This window comes from Bradyrhizobium sp. HKCCYLRH2047 (genome assembly GCF_051168175.1).
Classification (GTDB): Bacteria; Pseudomonadota; Alphaproteobacteria; order Rhizobiales; family Xanthobacteraceae; genus Bradyrhizobium.
This window is the reverse complement of sequence record NZ_JBNPUM010000001.1, coordinates 208941-225556: the sequence shown is the minus strand read 5'-3', so window position 1 is coordinate 225556 and position 16616 is coordinate 208941. Positions and strand designations below refer to the sequence as shown.

The following is a 16616-nucleotide window of genomic DNA, read 5'->3' as shown; positions in this document are numbered from 1 at the left end:
CGGCTGAACCCGGAATCTCGAGATTCTCAGGTGCGCAACTGCGCACCTCAGCTCGATGCTGCGCATCGCCCCGGAATGACGGTGAGCTCAGACCGCCGGCTTCGGCAGCCCGGCAATGGCGCAGGCGGCGCGCAGCGTGTTCACCAGCAGGCAGGCCACGGTCATCTGGCCGACGCCGCCCGGCACCGGCGTGATCGCGCCGGCGACCTCCGACACCTCTGCATAGGCGACATCGCCGACCAGCCGCGTCTTGCCCTCGGCCGTCGGGATGCGGTTGATGCCGACGTCGATCACGGTCGCGCCCGGCTTGATCCAGTCGCGCTTCACCATCTCCGGGCGGCCGACGGCGGCGTAGACCAGATCGGCGCGCGCGGTCAGCGCCGGCAGGTCGCGCGAACGGGAATGCGCGATGGTCACCGTGGCGTTCTCGTTGAGCAGCAACTGCACCAGCGGACGGCCGACCAGGTTGGAGCGGCCGATCACGATCGCGTTCAGGCCCTCCAGCGAGGCGTGAATGGTCTTGCTGAGGATGATGCAGCCGAGCGGCGTGCATGGCGCCAGCGCCGGCTGCCCGCCGGCGAGGCGGCCGGCATTGTGCGGATGCAGCCCGTCGACGTCCTTCGCCGGATCGATCGCATTGATCACGACCTCGGTCTCCAGCCCCTTCGGCAGCGGCAGCTGCACCAGGATGCCGTGCACGGCGGGATCGCGGTTGAGCTTGCCGATCAAGGCCAGCAGCGCGTCCTGCGACACGTCGGCCGGCAGTCTGTGCTCGAACGAGGCCATGCCGGCCGCCTGGGTCTGGGTGTGCTTGCTGCGGACATAGACCTCGGACGCCGGGTCGTTGCCGACCAGCACCACGGCCAGCCCTGGCGTCAGGCCATGTTCGCGCTTGACCCGCTCGACCTCACGGGCGACTTGCGCGCGCAGATCCGCCGCAATCACTTTTCCATCGATGATGCGCGCCGTCATGTCTGCTCTCTGCCTCGTCGTTCGCCGCTGGTCGCACGAGCGCGGCCCGCTCTAGGATTTCCCGGTCGGCTTATGGGCTGCAATGAGGTCGCGCAAGGCCTGATCGAGCTTGGCGGGATCGCCATCGATGGCAACCTGCTTCAGCCGCGAGGTGGTGCCCGAGGTGATTCGCACCGAGGCCTTGGTGACGCCGATCGCCTTGGCGAGCAGCTCGGTCACCGCGCGATTCGCCTCGCCGCCGTCGGCGATGGCCCGGACGCGGACCTTGAGCACGCTGCGGCCGTCGGACAGCGTTTCGACGCCGTCAATCGCGTCGCGGCCGCCGCGCGGCGTGACGCGCAGCGCGACGGTGAGACCGTCAGCGGCGGCGCGCCAGGGCTCCATGGCGGGCGGCCAGGCCGATCAGAACACGAATGGATAGATGTAGTAGGTGATCACGCGCTGGATCAGCATGATGATGAGGATCAGGATGATCGGCGAGATGTCGAGGCCGCCGAGATTGGGCAGCATGCGGCGGATCGGCGCCAGCACCGGCTCGGTGATTCGGTACAGGAACTCGGCCACGGCGGAGACGAACTGATTGCGCGTGTTGACGACGTTGAACGCGATCAGCCACGACAGAATCGCCGAGGCGATCAGCAGCCAGACATAGAGGTCGAGAACGATCAGAACGATGTCGAGAACGGCACGCATGCGGGTCCACTCGGGGGCGAGGTCGCGAATTCGACCTGTGACGACCGCTAGATATCGGTTCCCCCCGGCGCAAACAAGGGAAGGTGCCCGTCAAGGCTAACGGCCGATGTGACCGTTCTTGACTTGACCTCGGCACCCACTGTAAATGGCGCCCGATCTGCCGGCCGCCTTTTCCCAACATCGAAGCGGTCGTGTTACGGGGCCATAGCTCAGCTGGGAGAGCGCGTCGTTCGCAATGACGAGGTCGGCGGTTCGATCCCGCCTGGCTCCACCAACCTTCGCTCGCTTCGCGAGCTTCGGCTCGGCAAGCCGATTTCAACAATTCGATAGCGAAGGTTGCCACGCCATAGCCCGAAGGGCGGCGGCGGGCCGTCGTCCGCAGCCGCGCAAGTAGCCTGAAGGGCGAAGCCGGGCTGTTTCAGCATCGCCCAAGCCAATCCGCTCAAATCACCGGTCCTACTCCGCAGCCTCCGCCATCGCTGCCACCGGCTCGCGTGCCAGCCAGCCATCCAGAAAATGCGCCAGCCAGGCCCGCTCGGCGGCGTCATGCACGGCGCGGCCCTCGAAATGATGGTGGCGCAGGCGGGCGCCGGGCGTGTCCAGCCGGGCATGGCCGCGGGTGGTCCAGCGGCACATCATCGCGTAGGTCACGTCGGGGTGGAACTGCAGCCCGGTGGCGTTCTGGTATTGATAGGCCTGGACCGGAAAATCGCCGCCCTCGGCGAGCAGCTCGGCGCCGTCGGGCAGGTCGAAGCCTTCGCGGTGCCAATGATAGACATGGTCGGGCCAATGCGGGCACAGCTTGCGTCCGGCCCGGGTCGGGCGAATCGGATAATAGCCGATCTCGGCGCGCCCCTGCGGATGCGGCGCCACCTCGGCGCCGAGCTGGATCGCCAGCATCTGCGCGCCCAGGCAGATCCCGAGAAACGGACGCTGCTCCCGCAGCGGCACCTCGATCCAGTCGATCTCGCGGCGGACGAAATCATCCGGATCGTTCGCGCTCATCGGACCGCCGAAAATAACGGCACCCGAATGCCCATCGAGCGTCTCCGGCAGCGGATCGCCGAACCGCGGCCGGCGGATGTCGAGCGGATAGCCGCGGGCGCGCAGCGCATTGCCGACCCGGCCGGGGCTCGAGGTTTCCTGGTGCAGGATGATGAGGACCGGCCGATGCGGCGTAGCCGCCATGGCCGGCTTCGGATGGAGCTGCCGAACGTCCGCCTGGGGCCCGTTCGGATGGAACGAAGGGTCTTGCCTGAGCATCACCTGGCGATCATAGCTAAGCAAAGGTTAACGGCGCGTGAGCGAGCGCACATTGCAAAGCAAGGGCCGGGCCAGCGCGATCAGCTCCGCTTCAATTGCAGCCGCCCGACCGCATCGAGGATGAAGCCCCGCGGGAACCAGCGCAGCAGGAACGGTACGATCTTGATGCCGAGCCCGGGCAGCACCACGCGCTTGTCGGCCATCAGGCCGCGGTAGCCGGCCTCTGCCACCGCCTTGGGCGAGACGTTGAGGATCACCGAATCCACGCCCGGTTTGAACCCGGCGCGATCCTGGAATTCCGACGGCACCGGACCGGGGCACAGCACGGTGACCCGGACGCCATGCGGCGCCATCTCCTTGCGCAGCGCCTCGGTGAACGAGATCACATAGGCCTTGGAGGCGTAATAGACCGCCATGCCGGGCCCCGGCAGGAACCCGGCCACCGAGCCCAGATTGAGAATGCCGCCCTTGTTGCGGATCAACTGCTCGGAAAAGCGCAGCGACAGCTCGGTCAGGGCGCGGACATTCACCGAGATCATGTCCAGCTGCTCGGCGCGGTCGAGCTGCACCGCCTTGCCGAACAGGCCGAAGCCGGCATTGTTGACCAGATATTCCAGCTCCACGCCGGCGGCGGCCAGCGCGGCCTCGATGGTCGCCCCGGCGTCGGCGGAGGTGAGATCACAGGGGATCACCAGCGGCGCCGGGCCGCCTTTGGCCGCGATCTCCTGCGCCAGCGCGGCGAGCCGGTCTTCGCGCCGGGCCGTCAATGCGAGCCGGTGCCCGTTCGCGGCAAACACGCGCGCCAATTCGCTGCCGATCCCGGCCGACGCACCCGTTACCAGCGTGACACGTTCACCCACAATCCTGCTCTTCGATCACAATCCACACATCATCCAATAGCGGCGGACGAGAGCATAGGCGGACGGGAACATGCAAGACGCCGCGATCGGCAGTCCTGCACCAGATTGCAGTAATAGTTTCGGATTCACATAGGTTTAAATGCAGGGGCGAGGTCCGGAACAAAATTAAAGTTTGTTCATCTCCGGATCACGCCGGTTCCGGCCGAGACAGAGCGGTTCACGCGGGAGCGCCGGACTTGCGCGCCGCGACCCGGTGCTTGATGTCGATGCGGTCATGCGTGGAGATGCCGAGCAGCTCCGAGGCGCGCCAGACCACATTGTCCTCGAACTCGGTCACCTTGCCGTCGGCGAACACCAGCTCCCACATCATCTCGACGATGCGCAGGCGGCCGGCTTCATCGACCTCGCGCATGATCACGCTGGTGAAGCGATAGAGATCGACCGCTTCGCCCTCGGCCAGCATGGCCTGGGCGATCAGCCGGTCGGCGGAGCCGTGGTCGAGCCCGAAGCGCAGCTCGATCAGGCCGTGCAGCTTGCGCCGCTCGATCTCGCTCGGCTCGCCGTCCAGCGAGATCACGTGGATCAGCAGCGCGGTTGCCGCCAGCTGATAGCTGTTGTCGTCGAAGGCCGGGGTTTCGTGCGGCGAAACCACGTCGGCGATGAATTGGCGCAGTCCTTCGAGCATGACGTCCTTCGCTGTTGGATCCCTTGGCGGCCGCAAGCCGGTCGGCAACTGCTCATTATATGCAAATGCCACGCGCCGCCGGCAATCCGCCGCGGCCTGCGCAGCGCATGACATTTCGGTAAGGCCTCAGGGGATTTCGTACACCATCATCCGGTCGGCGATGCCGCGCAGCGCCGCGTGCTTCTGGATCGGCGCGATCTTTGCGCTGCGCAGGATGTCGGCGACGCCCGGGCTCTCGATCACCGGCGCGGTGAGGTGGATCTCCTGCGCGGTCGACAGGCTCTGCACGCGGGCGGCGATGTTGACGGTCTGGCCGAAATAGTCCTGGCGGTCGTTCAGCATCACCGCGAGGCACGGCCCCTCATGGATGCCGATCTTGACCACGAGGTCCTCGGTGCCCCGCTCGGCGTTCAGCCGCTGCATCGCCGCGCGCATGCGCAGGCCCGCGGCGAGCGCATGCTCGGGCTTGATGAAGGTCGCCATCACGGCGTCGCCGATCGTCTTCACCACCGCGCCCTTCTCGGCGTTGATGATCTCCAGCAGCGCGCGGAAATGGGCGCGCACCAGGTCGAACGCCGCGAGGTCGCCGACGCGCTCATACAGCGCGGTCGAGCTCTTGAGGTCGGTGAACAGGAAGGTCAGCGAGGTGATCTTCAGCCGCTGGTCGATGTTGAGATTGTCGGCCTTGAACACGTCGCGGAAGGTCTGGTTGGACAGGATGCGCTTGGCGGTCAGGAACGGCCGGCGCTTGCCGAGGAGATGGTGGAGCGCATCGCCGGCGATGAACACCGTCGGCAGCGTCCGGACGCCGGCCTGATTGTCGAGCGCCAGCCGCAGCGGGCCTGGACGCAAGGTGACCGAACCGGTCGGAGGATGCGTCTTGTTGAACAGCAGCCCGAGTTGCTGGCGCTCCCTGGTCGGCTCGCCCTGAACGTCGATGAAATGCGCAGAATGCGTCACCGGCTCGAAGATGATGATGAAATCCGACGGGAGCTGCAGCGATAGCACCGCCTTCTCGCCGGCCGGCAGCTCGAGGGCATCGAGGGTCACTTGCTCGCTCAGCGAAGCAAAGGACTCCCGATCGAGGTCGATGCCGGAGCTCCAGAAGATCTGCTTGTAATACTCCCAGAGCGTCAGCGTGTTGGGATCGTGGGCTGCGATGCGCCTGACCTTGGAGGTCACGGTGAAGGCAACCTCGACCTGCTCGTCGACGGAGGGCTCGTAGCCGCACGCGCATAATCCGCAATGGTAATCGTCATGGCGGAGGGATTTCAGCGTGGCGTGCGCATCGAGCACGCCGCTGCAGCCGGGACACAGGACGTTCCAGGTGAGATCGAACAAGCCGATCCGTGCCGCATGGAGGAAGCCGGAGATGACCTGCTCCTCGTCGAGACCTGCGCGCGCGGAGAACTCGAGGGCGTTGATACGGTTGAGCTCGTGATCTTCGCCCGACTCGATCAGCCGTATGATCGCGTCGGCGACGGCCGGATGGGCGGTCTGCTTCAGAACCGAAAGCTGGGCCTGGATGTCGCTCATGCCCGGCTAAGATGGGACTTGGCAAACCCGCAAGCAAGTGCCGAGCGTGGCTGCCGCGTGGCGGTCAGACCTCCATCCTGGGCGTGATCTTGAACAGCGGCGACCGGTCCGGCTGCGTCGTCACCACGCCCACCGGCAGCACCGGCGCGCGGTCGACGAGCTCGATCCTGAAGGCGCCGACCAGCCGCGCCAGCGCCAGCACGGCTTCGACGAGCGCGAAATGCGCCCCGATGCAGACCCGCGCGCCGGCCCCGAACGGCAGATAGGCGAAGCGCTCCGGCGGCGGCGCGCCCGGCACGAATCGCTCGGGCTTGAAGGCGTTGGGGGCATCCCACAGCTTCTCGTGCCGGTGCAGCAGCCACGGCGAGATCAGCACGACGTCGCCGCGCTTCACGGGGAACGCGGCGATCCGGTCCGGGCCGCCGGCCGCGCGCGCGATCAGGAACGCGGGCGGATAGAGCCGCAATGTCTCGTCCAGCACGGCGCGCGTGAACGGCAGTTGATCGGGGTCGCTGAGATCGGTCGCGGCGCGCGCCTCCTGCGCCAGCCTGTCCTGATTGGCTGGATCGAGCGCGATCAGATACAGCGCCCAGAACAGTGCCGTTGCCGTGGTCTCATGGCCGGCGAGGATCATGGTCGCGACCTCGTCGGCGAGTTGTGCGTCGGTGAACGCCGCGCCGGTCTCGGGATCGCGTGCCGCGCCCATCAGGTCGAACAGGTCGCGCGGCGGTGCGTCCTCCAGCTTGCCGGCGGCGCGGCGCTCCGCCATCAGCATGGCGACGAAGGCGGTCCAGCGCTTGCGGAACCGCCGGCGCGCGACATCGCGCGGTGTCGGCCAGGACAGCGGCAGCACGATGTCGAGCAGATGCGGGCTGGCCAGCCGCGCGCCATATTCGTAGACGAAATCGCGCAGGGTGGCGCCGTGGCGGCCCATCTCGAACGAGAACATCGTGCGGCCGGCGATGTCGAGCGTCATGCGCTGCATGATCTCGCGCAGGTCGAGCGGCTGCCCGCACTGCTGCCTCAGCCTGGTGACGGTCTCGTCGCTCACCGCGACCATGTGCGGGATGAGGCCGGAAACGGCGCGTGGCGTGAAAGCCGGCGCGAGCGTCCGGCGCTGGTGCTTCCACGCCTTGCCTTCGGCGATCAGCAGCCCCTCGCCGAGCACCGGACGCAGCACGCGGATGGCGCCGACGGTGCGGCCGTAGTTCTCCCAATTGTCGACCAGCACATGCTTGATCGTATCGGGCGTATTGAGAATGTAGCTGGAGCTGCCGAAGAAGCGGCCGCGAATGATGTCGTCCTCATAGGCGCGCTGGCTCCAGGTCGCGATCGCGTTGTCGCCCATCATCAGCACGCGGCGCAGCGCGCCCATGCTGTCCGGCGCCCGCGGCGGTGTTGGCGGTATCAGCGGCAATCGTGCCTGCGGCAGATAATGGACGTCGGCGGTACTCATTCACGGCCTCTTGACGCTGTCACGAGCCTGGAACCATCGATCGGCTGCATTGCGACCAACCGAGCCCCCGGCTGCAGGCCGCGCCGGGCCGCCGCGCAGGGACGGTCTTCTGCCAGAGGTAACGCTGTCATCTCGCTCGCAATGCGAGAGGGAGAGCGCGATTCCGCGCTCTTCGAGGCTGTGATGTACCATCATACTCCGGCAACTAATTAGTCAGCTCGATCATCGCAATCCTGCTCTCCGATGCTGGCCAAAGACGGGCGGCGATGCGTTCCTCGTTGAACAGTCCAGTGACGCTGCGTCCGACGTCGCCCGCCGGCAGCCGCAATGTCGTTGCGGCATCGGTCGGTATTCCCTTCTGTATGTCGGCAGGTTCCTTGCCGTCGAGCAGCACGATGTCGCGGGGCAGGCCGAAATAGCCGCGCGGCCTGATCATGATGAGGATCGCTCCAGCGCCGGCATCGGCCTTGCCGAGCGGCCGCGCCGCGCGCAGATGCACGACGTCGGACGAACGCGGGAATGGCGAGCGGTAGAAATGCGTGATCGGCGCGCCCGGCGAAGTCAGCACGATCTCGAGATAGGACGTCGGATCGACCTCCGCGGGACCCCAGCGTCCGTCGGCGCCGGTCTGGCCGCGATACACCGGCTCGCCATTGCGTGCGCCGGTCTCGCTCGAGACGCGATAGACCTCCACGCTTGCGCCCGCCACCGGGCGATTGGTCGGCGCGCCGCCCGGCGTTGCCGTCACGAGGCCGCTGATCCGCACCTGCGGCTCCGGCTGGATCGCGATCTGCGTCGGCTCTCGGCCGGCGATGAACTTATAGATCTCCCGGAACGCGCGCGGATGGAACGCCACCTCGCGATGGTCGAGCGCGCCGATCACCAGATTGGTCGCGCCTTTCAGCGCCGGCCCCTCGGCGGTGATGCCGGTGGGGACACCGGGCTTGCCGACGAGGCGGCCGTCAGCCTGGGCATATTTGTCGAGGCCATCGCTGCGCAGCGTCAGGAAGGCGGTGCCCTCCGTCACCTCGCTGTCGCCGGCATTCAATCCGCGCAGGAACGGGCCGCGGCCGTTGAACTCGCTGCCGGGGCTATCCTCCCAGTCGAACACGCCATGATTGGGCGTGCCGCACAGCACGGCATGACTGACATCGGCGCCGCCGCCGTTCTTCACCACGTTGCGGATCGCGTTGCCGCCGCGCGAGCTGCCGACCAATGCGATGCGCGCCGCGCCCGTGCGCTCCTTGAGCGCCTTGATCGCTTCGGTCAGCTCGCGGCGCTGATCCTCGGTCGACGAGCGGCTCGGCTGCGCCACGGAATCGTCGTTGCGCGCCAGCGGGTCGGTGAAGTCCAGCGCAGCGAGGCGCGTGCGCGGCACGCCGTCGGATTCCATCCGCCACAGCGTGGTCATCCATAGCGCCGCGTGATCGCCATTGCCGTGGACGAACAGCACAGGCGGCATCTCGCCGGCCGCGGCTGCCGCCGTTTGCGCGCGCGCTGGTAAGGTCAGGCCGCTCGTGAGCAGGGGCAAGGTTCCCATGCTCTTCAAAATGGTGCGGCGCGTCAGATTCATCGGCGGTCTCCCTTTGGTCTTGTTCATGTCGTGTTCGTTGGCCGCGGTCCCTGATGCGAGCGCTCTGGGCACTGGACAGCGGCAGACATTCGCAGGCATCACATAGGTCCGGCCGGAATCAAGCGATAGTTCGATGCGATCTTATCGGAGGCGACCTGGCGACGTGGACGGACCCGCATGAATGCGCCGCAGAAACGTGAGCTGTTCGCGGCCGAGAGCATCGCCGCGCCGCTCCGGCACGCGGTGTTCCGCCGCATCTGGCTGGCGAGCCTGCTGTCGAACCTGGGCCTGCTGATCCAGGCGGTGGGCGCCGCCTGGGCGATGACGCAGATGACGTCGTCGGCCGACAAGGTGGCGCTGGTGCAGACCGCCTTGATGCTGCCGGTGATGTTCATCTCGATGCCCGCCGGCGCGATCGCCGACATGTATGACCGGCGCATCGTCGCGCTGGTCGCGCTCGTGGTGGCGCTCGGCGGCGCCACCACCCTGACGGTGCTGGCATGGTACGGGCTGGTGACGCCCGAGCGCCTGCTGGCGCTGTGCTTCGTCATCGGCAGCGGCATGGCGCTGATGGGGCCGGCCTGGCAATCCTCGGTCAGCGAACAGGTGCCGCCGGAGACGCTGCCGGCCGCGGTCGCGCTGAACGGCATCAGCTACAACATCGCGCGCAGCTTTGGACCGGCGATCGGCGGCGTCGTGGTCGCGGCCGCCGGCGCGGTCGCGGCGTTCGCGGCCAATGCGCTGCTGTATCTGCCGCTGCTCGCGGCGCTGTTCCTGTGGCGGCGCGTGGTGGAGCCGAGCCGGCTGCCGCGCGAGCCGCTCAACCGTGCCATTGTCTCCGGCGTCCGCTACATCGTCCATTCGCCGTCGATCCGGATCGTGCTGATCCGCACGCTGGTCACCGGCATCATCGGCGGCTCGATCTCGGCGCTGATGCCGCTGGTCGCGCGCGACCTGCTGCATGGCGGCGCGCAGACCTACGGCATCATGCTCGGCGCCTTCGGCATGGGCGCGGTGGTCGGCGCGCTCAACATCGGCGAGATCAGGAAGCGGCTGTCGGGCGAGGCCGCGATCCGCACCTGCGCGCTCACCTTGGGCGCGGCCACCGCGGCCGTCGCGCTCAGCACCGCGCCGGTGCTGACGGCGGCGGCGCTCGTCATCGCCGGCGCGGTGTGGATGCTCGCGGTGGCGCTGTTCAACATCGGCGTGCAGTTGTCGGCGCCGCGCTGGGTCGCGGGCCGCGCGCTGGCGGCATTCCAGGCGGCGATCTCCGGCGGCATCGCGATCGGCAGTTGGGGCTGGGGACGTCTCACCGACGCCGCCGGCGTCGAGGTCGCGCTGCTGGCGTCGGGAGCGCTGATGATGGTGTCGCCGCTGCTCGGCCTGTGGCTGCGGATGCCGCCGATCGGCGCCCGCAATGAGGACGGCGAGACCCTGGCCGATCCGGAGGTGCAGCTCGAGCTGACGCCGCGCTCGGGCCCGCTGGTGGTCGAGATCGAGTACCGCGTCGCCGAGGACAATGCCCGCGCCTTCCACGACCTGATGCAGGACGTCCAGCTCAGCCGCCAGCGCAACGGCGCCTATGGCTGGTCGATCGCGCGCGACATCGCCGATCCCGAGCTCTGGACCGAGCGCTATCACTGTCCGACCTGGATCGACTATCTGCGCCAGCGCAACCGCTCGACCCGCGCCGAGCGCGAGCTGCACAAGCGCGCGATCGATTTCCACATCGGGGCCGACCCGGTGCGCATCCGCCGCATGCTGGAGCGGCCATTCGGCTCGGTCCGCGCCAAGGAGGACATCGACCGCACCGCCGAGCAGGCGCCGGCCGTGGCGACCGGGGCTCGCAGCGGGCCTTAGTTGGGCGCTTACTGCCCGTGCTCGGTCAGCACCTTGTCGCAGGCCTTGGACAGCTTGGCGCGGTGTTCCTTGAGACAGGCCAGCACCGCCTGGTCGCCGTTGTTCATCACGGCGCGGCAATGCCGTGACACGTCGCGCGCGCACGCGTCCTGACCGGGCTGCTGCTGGGCCGAGGCGGTCGACGCGATCAGCACCAGGGGGATGATCAGTGTGAGTTTGTTCATGACTGGCGCCTCGCTCCCGGCATTGAAGGTTTGGCGGCGCTTTTAGTGCTCACAACCGGGCCTCGCAAGCGCCCCGGTCGCAGCCGGGGCGCGCAGGCGGGAGCCGGAAGCGTTCTCAATTGGCGTCGCCCGCCTCGGCGACCTTGCCGTTGCGCCTGGACAGCTCGCGGTCGAGCACGACGCGGCAGCCGGAGCTCAGCGACGAGCGGTTCTTGATCATGCAGGCGGTGATCGCCGGGATGTTAGGGATCTCGCTGCTGCACAGCCGGAAGGCGTCGCCGGTGCACATCTGCTGCGCCTCGGCGCTGAAGGCGAAGCTCGCGGTCGAGGACAAGGTCGAGACGGCGGCAAGGCTGACGACCGTCAGGACGGCCTTGCGCAGCAGGTTGGTCGAATTCGTCATGGCTGGCTCCCATTGGCGCCGCATGTCGCGGGCCGCGTTTCAATGCGCCCATCATGGTCCGATCCCGCTCGAGCAACCGTGATGCCGGTCACGCCAGATCCGGCGGCTCAACCCTGCCCGGCAGGTTCGGCAGGCCGATGGCCGCGGCGACATGTCGCTCCGGTCAACTGCCGGTCTCGCGCCGGCATCATCCTGGAAATCTTGGCTGATCCTGCCCGTGTTGGCACCGCGTTAAGGATTCGTTGGCACTAATGGAAGCTAATCGAAGCAGGCGGACAGCGTTGCGTCCGCCATCGAGTGTCTCGCGTTTTCGGGAAGAGTAACCATGCGTCATGCGTTAGGCTTGCTGCTGGCCACCGTCGTCGCGGCGTTGGCGATCACCGGTGTCTGGTACTACGTATCGAAGCCCAGCGCCGCCAAGGCCGCCGCGCAGAGCGCAGCGGCGAAGCCGTCCGAGCCGGCGCCGCCTCCGGCGCGCGTCGCCGCCAAGGCCAGCGCGAAGGATGATGTCGAGACCACCGGCACCATTCCCACGCGTACGGCCGCAAGCGTGCCGGCGCCGGTGCAGCCCAGATCGACCTGCGCCAATCCGGACGCGCTCGGCATCTCCCGCACCGTCATGGTCGACACGTCAGGTGGCCCCGGCTTCGGCCTCGACCATTTCAAGCAGTTCGACTTCCTCGCCGACCGCGAGGTGGTGCTGACCTTCGATGACGGCCCGTGGCCGGTCAACACGCCGGCCGTGCTGAAGGCGCTGGCCGACGAATGCACCACCGGCATCTTCTTCTCGATCGGCAAGCACGCGACCTATCATCCGGAGATCCTGCGTCAGGTGCTGGCCGCCGGTCACGTGGTCGGCGTGCACACCTGGTCGCACGCCAATCTCAACGGCAAGAAGATGACCGACGAGATGGCGAAGGAGGAGCTGGAGAAGGGCTTCAGCGCGGTGAAATTTGCGCTGGGCACCAACCCCGCGCCGTTCTTCCGCTTCCCGCAGTTGCAGCACCGGCCGTCGGCGGTGGCCTATCTCGGCAGCCGCAACATCGCGATGTTCTCCTGCGACGTCGACAGCTTCGACTTCCGCTCCAAGGACGCCGACCAGGTCGTCAACACCGTGATGACCGGGCTCGACAAGAAGGGCAAGGGCATCATCCTGATGCACGACTTCCAGAAGAACACCGCGCTCGCATTGCCGACCTTGCTGCGGCGACTCAAGGCTGGCGGCTACAAGGTGGTCGCGATGAAGCCGAAGGGCACGCTCGACACGCTGCCGGAATATGACGCGATGATCGGCCAGGATCCGAAGCTGCCGACCACGATGACCAATGCGCGGCCGATCTCGAGCGTGATCCAGACCATCTCGCAGTGATGGCTGCATGACCTCTGCGCGCGAAAGGCCGGGCGTTCGCCCGGCCTTGTTCGTTTGTCCTCTGTTGCCGGCCGCTCACCAATAGATGCCGTGGCGATGCAGCTCGCGGACGATGCGGGCTTCGGTCCACTTGTTGCGGCGCGTCCGGTCCGAGCGCGCCGATGTCGACCGCCGCGATGATCGCTGCACCGAGCCCGGCTGCGGTGCCGGCGCCGCGGTGGCGGCGGGCTGCGGCGGCGACGGTGCGGCGGCCGGGGCCGCTGGCGCAACCGGTGGCGCGGCGGGCGGGTCGATGGGCTGGGTCTGGGCCGCGACGGCCGGAACGGGCGCCGGGGTGACGGTGACCTCGCCGGCCTGCTGAACGTAGGTCGGACGCGGCGCCCGCGCGGCGGCGTCGTTCGACGACAGCGACAGGCTGCGTGTTCCCTCGGCCTGCGCGACCGTGGCGGAGGCGAGCACCATGGCTCCGATCAGGATCATCTTGCGCATCGAGTAAGCTCCCCTTTGTTGACTGCGGGAACGTTTAGGCGCCGGCGTGGCGGTCCGATGTGACCCCCGTCACAGTCGGCATTGCGCGCGAATGGAGCCGGGTGCCGGCACACGGCAGTGCGGATCGGCGCACCATCTTTCTCGAAACCTTTCCGCCGTCGCGCCGACGTCCGTTCAGGACGAGGGGAGCTCGGGACGAGCCCATCCGGACATCCACCGGCCGCAGCCCTTGGGCGGTGGGCACCGCGGCGATCCGGCACACCCGGCTGTGGCTACCAAATTACCGTCATGACGAGGTGCTCCCATGATACCGGTGAGATGCTGGACTTGAGGTATGATTGTATGCCTATGTACTGTTCGTTGGTGCTGTTCAGAAGATTCGCCGAATCCGATAGGGAGAGCGATCGATTCGGAGGAAGGATGCGCGCATGCGCCGGGTGATCGTTGCAGTGTTCTTGGCGGCCGTGACCCTGCTGGCCGCCAGCGGGCAGGGCCGGGCGCAGTCCGGCGACGACGTCGAGGAGATCTACATCGCGCGGAGCGTGCGCCAGGGCCGTGTCGTGCCGTCGGATTTCTGCGCGCCGACCAAGACCGGCTTCGCGCCGGCGCTGGAGGATCAGCTCTCGATCCGCTCCGTCGGGGTCCGGCCGGCTGACGGCCGCATGACCGAGACCGGCGACAAGAGCATTGGCGAGATGCGGGTCTGTATCGGTCAGGCGATGGATCCGACCCTGCTCGGCACCTACACCGAAGGCCAGCTCAACGGCATCGCATTCACCGGCATCGGCGATTGCCGGCTGGTGCGCGGCAATCTGCCGGAGGACGGCCTGCTCACCCACCGCTGCTTCCTGGCGCTGTCGGGCTTGCCTGAGCCGTATGTCGGCGGCTTCCTGGTCTCGAGCTCGCTGTATTCGAAGACGCCGTTCGGCACGGAAAGTTCGCCGCCAGGCTACGCCCAGGCCGGCATCCTGATCATCCGCCTGTGGAAGAAGCGACTGCCCTGAGGCAGCCGCCTTCGATCGCCGTCCCGACCAGCGCTCAGGCCGGCGAGAAGGTCTGCACGAAGGCGCGGACGGTCGCGGACACCTTGTCCTCCGAGACGTGCCAGGCAGCGCCGTCGTCGGCGGCGAAGAAGCTCGACGCGTTCGAGCCGGCCCAGCGGAACACCTCGAACGACGGCCAGTACCAGATGTCCGCGAGGTTCGAATTGTTGACGACCTCGTGCGCGACCAGCCGCATCGTGCTCTTCGACAGGCAGTCGGCCTGCACCACCGATTCATATTCGAACGAGGTCAACAGCGGCACCGGCGACACGGTGACGATCACCTTGATGTCCGGCCGGATGCTGCGGATGAACTCGATCAGGTAGAGGACGTTGTCGACGTTCTCCTGCACGCTGGCGGTGCGGAACTTGTACTTCTCCGCCAGCGCCCGCGAGTTCAGCGCGGTCGGCCGCGGCAGCACGAAGGCGCCGGTCTCGCGGTCGAAGAACGCCGCGGCGACGCCAAGCGTCAGGATGAACACGTCGGCCTGCTTGATGACCCCCAGCGTATTCTCCGGGCTCGATCCCGGCGGCAGCAGCTCGACGATGCGCTCGCGGATCTCGGGATCGATCTTGGCGCCGCGCAGCCAGTCGACGAACACGCGGTTGGCGAAGGTCGTGTTGATGTACTCCGAGATCTCCATGTGGTGGCTGTTGTAGCCGCTGTCATTGAGGCTCTTGGAGAGGTTGCGCGCGAAGCACGAGCCCATGGTGAAGAAGCGCGTGCTCTTGTCGAGAAACTTTGGCGCGGCGGCGAGGTTGACGGCGATGTGGCTGGTGATCAGCGTCTGCAGGTCGCCGAGGAAGTCCTTGGTCTCCGGATAGCGGCCGACCTTGGCGCGGCCTGCCTTGGCGTCCTTGACCTTGCCCTTCTTGGCGTTGGTGCGCGAAAGCTCCAGCGTCTCGCGGTTGAGCGGGTTGTCGTAGGCCGGGTTCAGCTTGATCGCCTTTTCGAGCGCGGCGACCGCCTCCTCGAACTCGTTGTTCTGGGTCAGGATCTCGCTGAGCGAGAAATAGTCGGCGGCCTCGTTGGAGGCTGCCGCGAGCTTGCGGAACAGCTCCATCGAGCGCGTGAACGGGCCGACATGGCTGCAGCGCACGGCGGCGCTGCGGATCAGGTGCAGATTGCCTTCGGTGGCCTGCTCGAAGATCTCGGGGTTCTCGTCGAGGATCGCCAGCATCATGTCGCGCGCCTCGGCGCGCTTCTTGTGCGAGCCGTCGTCGATCAGCTGCGCATAGATGAAGCGCGCGTTGATGTCCTTGGGGTCGAGCTCGAGCAGCTTCTGGAACGCGAGCTGCGCGCTGACGAAGTCCTTGTCCTCGATATATTTGTAGGCGAGCGTCCGGATCTGGCCGACGATGGATTGAAACTGCGTGTGGCTGTCGAGGGCAGTGGTGCTCATGTCGCGGGTTCGCCTTTGTCTCGCGTTGCGTCTTCGGCCGTTGGTCCGGTGCCGTAGCCGGCAACCGGTGCATCGCCAGTGCCGGTCGAATCGCCACGCGCGCAATTCAGACGCTGCGGGCGCTTCCTTCCGACCATGACCTCTGAATACTGATCGTCACCGGCCTGGCCGCTGACGTACGCCCGAGCGCGGCCGGCAAGTCTCGGATCGAACACCAGGAAACGCGGGGTCCGAAACGCCGCCTCTGCGGGAACTTTTCCCGCGGCTCGCGCCCGACGATGGCGCGATTTGGGTTAAGCAATTCTTAACCAGGGACACGGGCGGAAATGTTTGGAAACAATGCTGGTGCCGCGAGCGTGCGCCGCGCAATATCCGTCCGTGCAGGCGGCCCGTAGGTCATTGACGGTATCAAGGTAGTCCGTTTGAACGGCGCCTGGAATCAAAAGCAAGATCGCAGCTGCCAGGCTTTCGGCTCAACCTCACACTACCAATTCTCGAATGGCCGCCGCGGGGCGGAGGGAGCGAAGGCTTGTGCCGCAATAGGAGGTTGGCTCGCTTGGCCAAACGGACGGCATGCACGGCCAATCGTATCCAGCTCGAGAGCCGTGGCGTGTTACGCTGTTCGGGGCCACGTGATCCTCTCACACTTGCTTTTGTGGTACATGCGTTGGCCTCGCACTCGATGCCTGGACTGTTCCTGGGAAGTCAGACTAGCCCGCGCCTCGGCTCAGATAGGTACAGAGACTCGCGTACGATCATTGCAACCAATCGAAACTGGAGCTTCACGG

General features: G+C 67.0%; 16 protein-coding genes and 1 tRNA gene. 4 read left to right on the top strand and 13 right to left on the bottom strand.

Annotated elements, in window-relative coordinates:
* Positions 1 to 87 precede the first annotated feature (87 nt).
* Genes folD through ACQR1D_RS01040 form a run of 3 tightly spaced genes read right to left on the bottom strand, consistent with a single transcriptional unit; the run spans position 88 to position 1665 of the window.
* Positions 88 to 972 (bottom strand): bifunctional methylenetetrahydrofolate dehydrogenase/methenyltetrahydrofolate cyclohydrolase FolD, encoded by an 885-nt coding sequence (folD, locus tag ACQR1D_RS01050; RefSeq protein ID WP_315800821.1) that lies wholly within the window; start codon positions 970 to 972, stop codon positions 88 to 90.
* A gap of 51 nt (positions 973 to 1023) precedes the next feature.
* A complete protein-coding gene (locus tag ACQR1D_RS01045) occupies positions 1024 to 1356 on the bottom strand; it encodes a DUF167 domain-containing protein (protein ID WP_315800820.1) in 333 nt (110 codons plus the stop codon).
* 18 nt (positions 1357 to 1374) lie between these two features.
* Complete coding sequence (locus tag ACQR1D_RS01040) at positions 1375 to 1665, bottom strand: YggT family protein (RefSeq protein ID WP_315716734.1); 291 nt, start codon at positions 1663 to 1665, stop codon at positions 1375 to 1377.
* 198 nt (positions 1666 to 1863) lie between these two features.
* Here ACQR1D_RS01040 and ACQR1D_RS01035 point away from each other — a divergent pair.
* A tRNA-Ala gene (locus ACQR1D_RS01035) sits at positions 1864 to 1939 on the top strand.
* 182 nt (positions 1940 to 2121) lie between these two features.
* On the opposite strand, the gene ACQR1D_RS01030 is transcribed toward ACQR1D_RS01035, so the two are convergent.
* The 6 genes from ACQR1D_RS01030 to ACQR1D_RS01005 all read right to left on the bottom strand — a co-directional run bounded on the left by ACQR1D_RS01030 (position 2122) and on the right by ACQR1D_RS01005 (position 9038).
* Complete coding sequence (locus ACQR1D_RS01030) at positions 2122 to 2928, bottom strand: glutamine amidotransferase (RefSeq protein ID WP_434838771.1); 807 nt, start codon at positions 2926 to 2928, stop codon at positions 2122 to 2124.
* A gap of 80 nt (positions 2929 to 3008) precedes the next feature.
* Entirely contained in the window at positions 3009 to 3788 is a 780-nt protein-coding gene (locus ACQR1D_RS01025) for an SDR family NAD(P)-dependent oxidoreductase (protein WP_315800818.1), read from the bottom strand.
* Between the two features lie 217 nt (positions 3789 to 4005).
* The gene (locus ACQR1D_RS01020) at positions 4006 to 4473 is read right to left on the bottom strand and encodes a TerB family tellurite resistance protein (protein WP_434838772.1); all 468 of its coding nucleotides are present in this window, start codon (positions 4471 to 4473) and stop codon (positions 4006 to 4008) included.
* 126 nt (positions 4474 to 4599) lie between these two features.
* Entirely contained in the window at positions 4600 to 6009 is a 1410-nt protein-coding gene (locus ACQR1D_RS01015) for an adenylate/guanylate cyclase domain-containing protein (protein ID WP_315800816.1), read from the bottom strand.
* Between the two features lie 64 nt (positions 6010 to 6073).
* Complete coding sequence (locus ACQR1D_RS01010) at positions 6074 to 7465, bottom strand: cytochrome P450 (RefSeq protein ID WP_315800815.1); 1392 nt, start codon at positions 7463 to 7465, stop codon at positions 6074 to 6076.
* A gap of 205 nt (positions 7466 to 7670) precedes the next feature.
* On the bottom strand, positions 7671 to 9038 hold the full coding sequence (locus ACQR1D_RS01005; protein WP_316215463.1) for a hydrolase: 1368 nt from the start codon (positions 9036 to 9038) through the stop codon (positions 7671 to 7673).
* A gap of 177 nt (positions 9039 to 9215) precedes the next feature.
* On the opposite strand from ACQR1D_RS01005, the gene ACQR1D_RS01000 reads away from it, so the two are divergent.
* The gene (locus ACQR1D_RS01000; protein WP_434893690.1) at positions 9216 to 10898 is read left to right on the top strand and encodes an MFS transporter; all 1683 of its coding nucleotides are present in this window, start codon (positions 9216 to 9218) and stop codon (positions 10896 to 10898) included.
* A gap of 8 nt (positions 10899 to 10906) precedes the next feature.
* Here the strand turns inward: ACQR1D_RS01000 and ACQR1D_RS00995 are convergent, their stop codons facing one another.
* Together ACQR1D_RS00995 and ACQR1D_RS00990 are read right to left on the bottom strand one after the other, a co-directional pair.
* On the bottom strand, positions 10907 to 11122 hold the full coding sequence (locus tag ACQR1D_RS00995; RefSeq protein ID WP_315800812.1) for a cysteine rich repeat-containing protein: 216 nt from the start codon (positions 11120 to 11122) through the stop codon (positions 10907 to 10909).
* 115 nt (positions 11123 to 11237) lie between these two features.
* On the bottom strand, positions 11238 to 11525 hold the full coding sequence (locus tag ACQR1D_RS00990) for a hypothetical protein (RefSeq protein WP_434848413.1): 288 nt from the start codon (positions 11523 to 11525) through the stop codon (positions 11238 to 11240).
* A gap of 325 nt (positions 11526 to 11850) precedes the next feature.
* Here ACQR1D_RS00990 and ACQR1D_RS00985 point away from each other — a divergent pair, with 325 nt between their 5' ends.
* On the top strand, positions 11851 to 12894 hold the full coding sequence (locus ACQR1D_RS00985) for a polysaccharide deacetylase family protein (protein WP_434838775.1): 1044 nt from the start codon (positions 11851 to 11853) through the stop codon (positions 12892 to 12894).
* Between the two features lie 75 nt (positions 12895 to 12969).
* On the opposite strand, the gene ACQR1D_RS00980 is transcribed toward ACQR1D_RS00985, so the two are convergent.
* A complete protein-coding gene (locus ACQR1D_RS00980) occupies positions 12970 to 13383 on the bottom strand; it encodes a hypothetical protein (protein ID WP_434893691.1) in 414 nt (137 codons plus the stop codon).
* A 428-nt stretch (positions 13384 to 13811) separates the two neighbouring features.
* On the opposite strand from ACQR1D_RS00980, the gene ACQR1D_RS00975 reads away from it, so the two are divergent.
* A complete protein-coding gene (locus ACQR1D_RS00975; RefSeq protein WP_434893692.1) occupies positions 13812 to 14387 on the top strand; it encodes a hypothetical protein in 576 nt (191 codons plus the stop codon).
* Positions 14388 to 14421: 34 nt separating this feature from the next.
* Here ACQR1D_RS00975 and ACQR1D_RS00970 read toward each other — a convergent pair whose 3' ends face one another.
* Positions 14422 to 15828, bottom strand: coding sequence for a GSCFA domain-containing protein (locus tag ACQR1D_RS00970; RefSeq protein WP_434893693.1), 1407 nt, complete (start codon positions 15826 to 15828; stop codon positions 14422 to 14424).
* Positions 15829 to 16616: the final 788 nt, after the last annotated feature.

Excerpts from the sequence above, each read along its gene's own strand:
- ACQR1D_RS00975 (WP_434893692.1), top strand. The coding sequence starts at position 13,812 with ATGCGCCGGGTGATCGTTGCAGTGTTCTTGGCGGCCGTGACCCTGCTG.
- ACQR1D_RS01010 (WP_315800815.1), bottom strand. The coding sequence starts at position 7,465 with ATGAGTACCGCCGACGTCCATTATCTGCCGCAGGCACGATTGCCGCTG.
- ACQR1D_RS00970 (WP_434893693.1), bottom strand. The coding sequence starts at position 15,828 with ATGAGCACCACTGCCCTCGACAGCCACACGCAGTTTCAATCCATCGTC.
- folD (WP_315800821.1), bottom strand. The coding sequence starts at position 972 with ATGACGGCGCGCATCATCGATGGAAAAGTGATTGCGGCGGATCTGCGC.
- ACQR1D_RS01040 (WP_315716734.1), bottom strand. The coding sequence starts at position 1,665 with ATGCGTGCCGTTCTCGACATCGTTCTGATCGTTCTCGACCTCTATGTC.
- ACQR1D_RS01015 (WP_315800816.1), bottom strand. The coding sequence starts at position 6,009 with ATGAGCGACATCCAGGCCCAGCTTTCGGTTCTGAAGCAGACCGCCCAT.
- ACQR1D_RS00985 (WP_434838775.1), top strand. The coding sequence starts at position 11,851 with ATGCGTCATGCGTTAGGCTTGCTGCTGGCCACCGTCGTCGCGGCGTTG.
- ACQR1D_RS00980 (WP_434893691.1), bottom strand. The coding sequence starts at position 13,383 with ATGCGCAAGATGATCCTGATCGGAGCCATGGTGCTCGCCTCCGCCACG.
- ACQR1D_RS00995 (WP_315800812.1), bottom strand. The coding sequence starts at position 11,122 with ATGAACAAACTCACACTGATCATCCCCCTGGTGCTGATCGCGTCGACC.
- ACQR1D_RS01005 (WP_316215463.1), bottom strand. The coding sequence starts at position 9,038 with ATGAATCTGACGCGCCGCACCATTTTGAAGAGCATGGGAACCTTGCCC.
- ACQR1D_RS01030 (WP_434838771.1), bottom strand. The coding sequence starts at position 2,928 with ATGCTCAGGCAAGACCCTTCGTTCCATCCGAACGGGCCCCAGGCGGAC.
- ACQR1D_RS01045 (WP_315800820.1), bottom strand. The coding sequence starts at position 1,356 with ATGGAGCCCTGGCGCGCCGCCGCTGACGGTCTCACCGTCGCGCTGCGC.
- ACQR1D_RS01000 (WP_434893690.1), top strand. The coding sequence starts at position 9,216 with ATGAATGCGCCGCAGAAACGTGAGCTGTTCGCGGCCGAGAGCATCGCC.
- ACQR1D_RS01020 (WP_434838772.1), bottom strand. The coding sequence starts at position 4,473 with ATGCTCGAAGGACTGCGCCAATTCATCGCCGACGTGGTTTCGCCGCAC.
- ACQR1D_RS00990 (WP_434848413.1), bottom strand. The coding sequence starts at position 11,525 with ATGACGAATTCGACCAACCTGCTGCGCAAGGCCGTCCTGACGGTCGTC.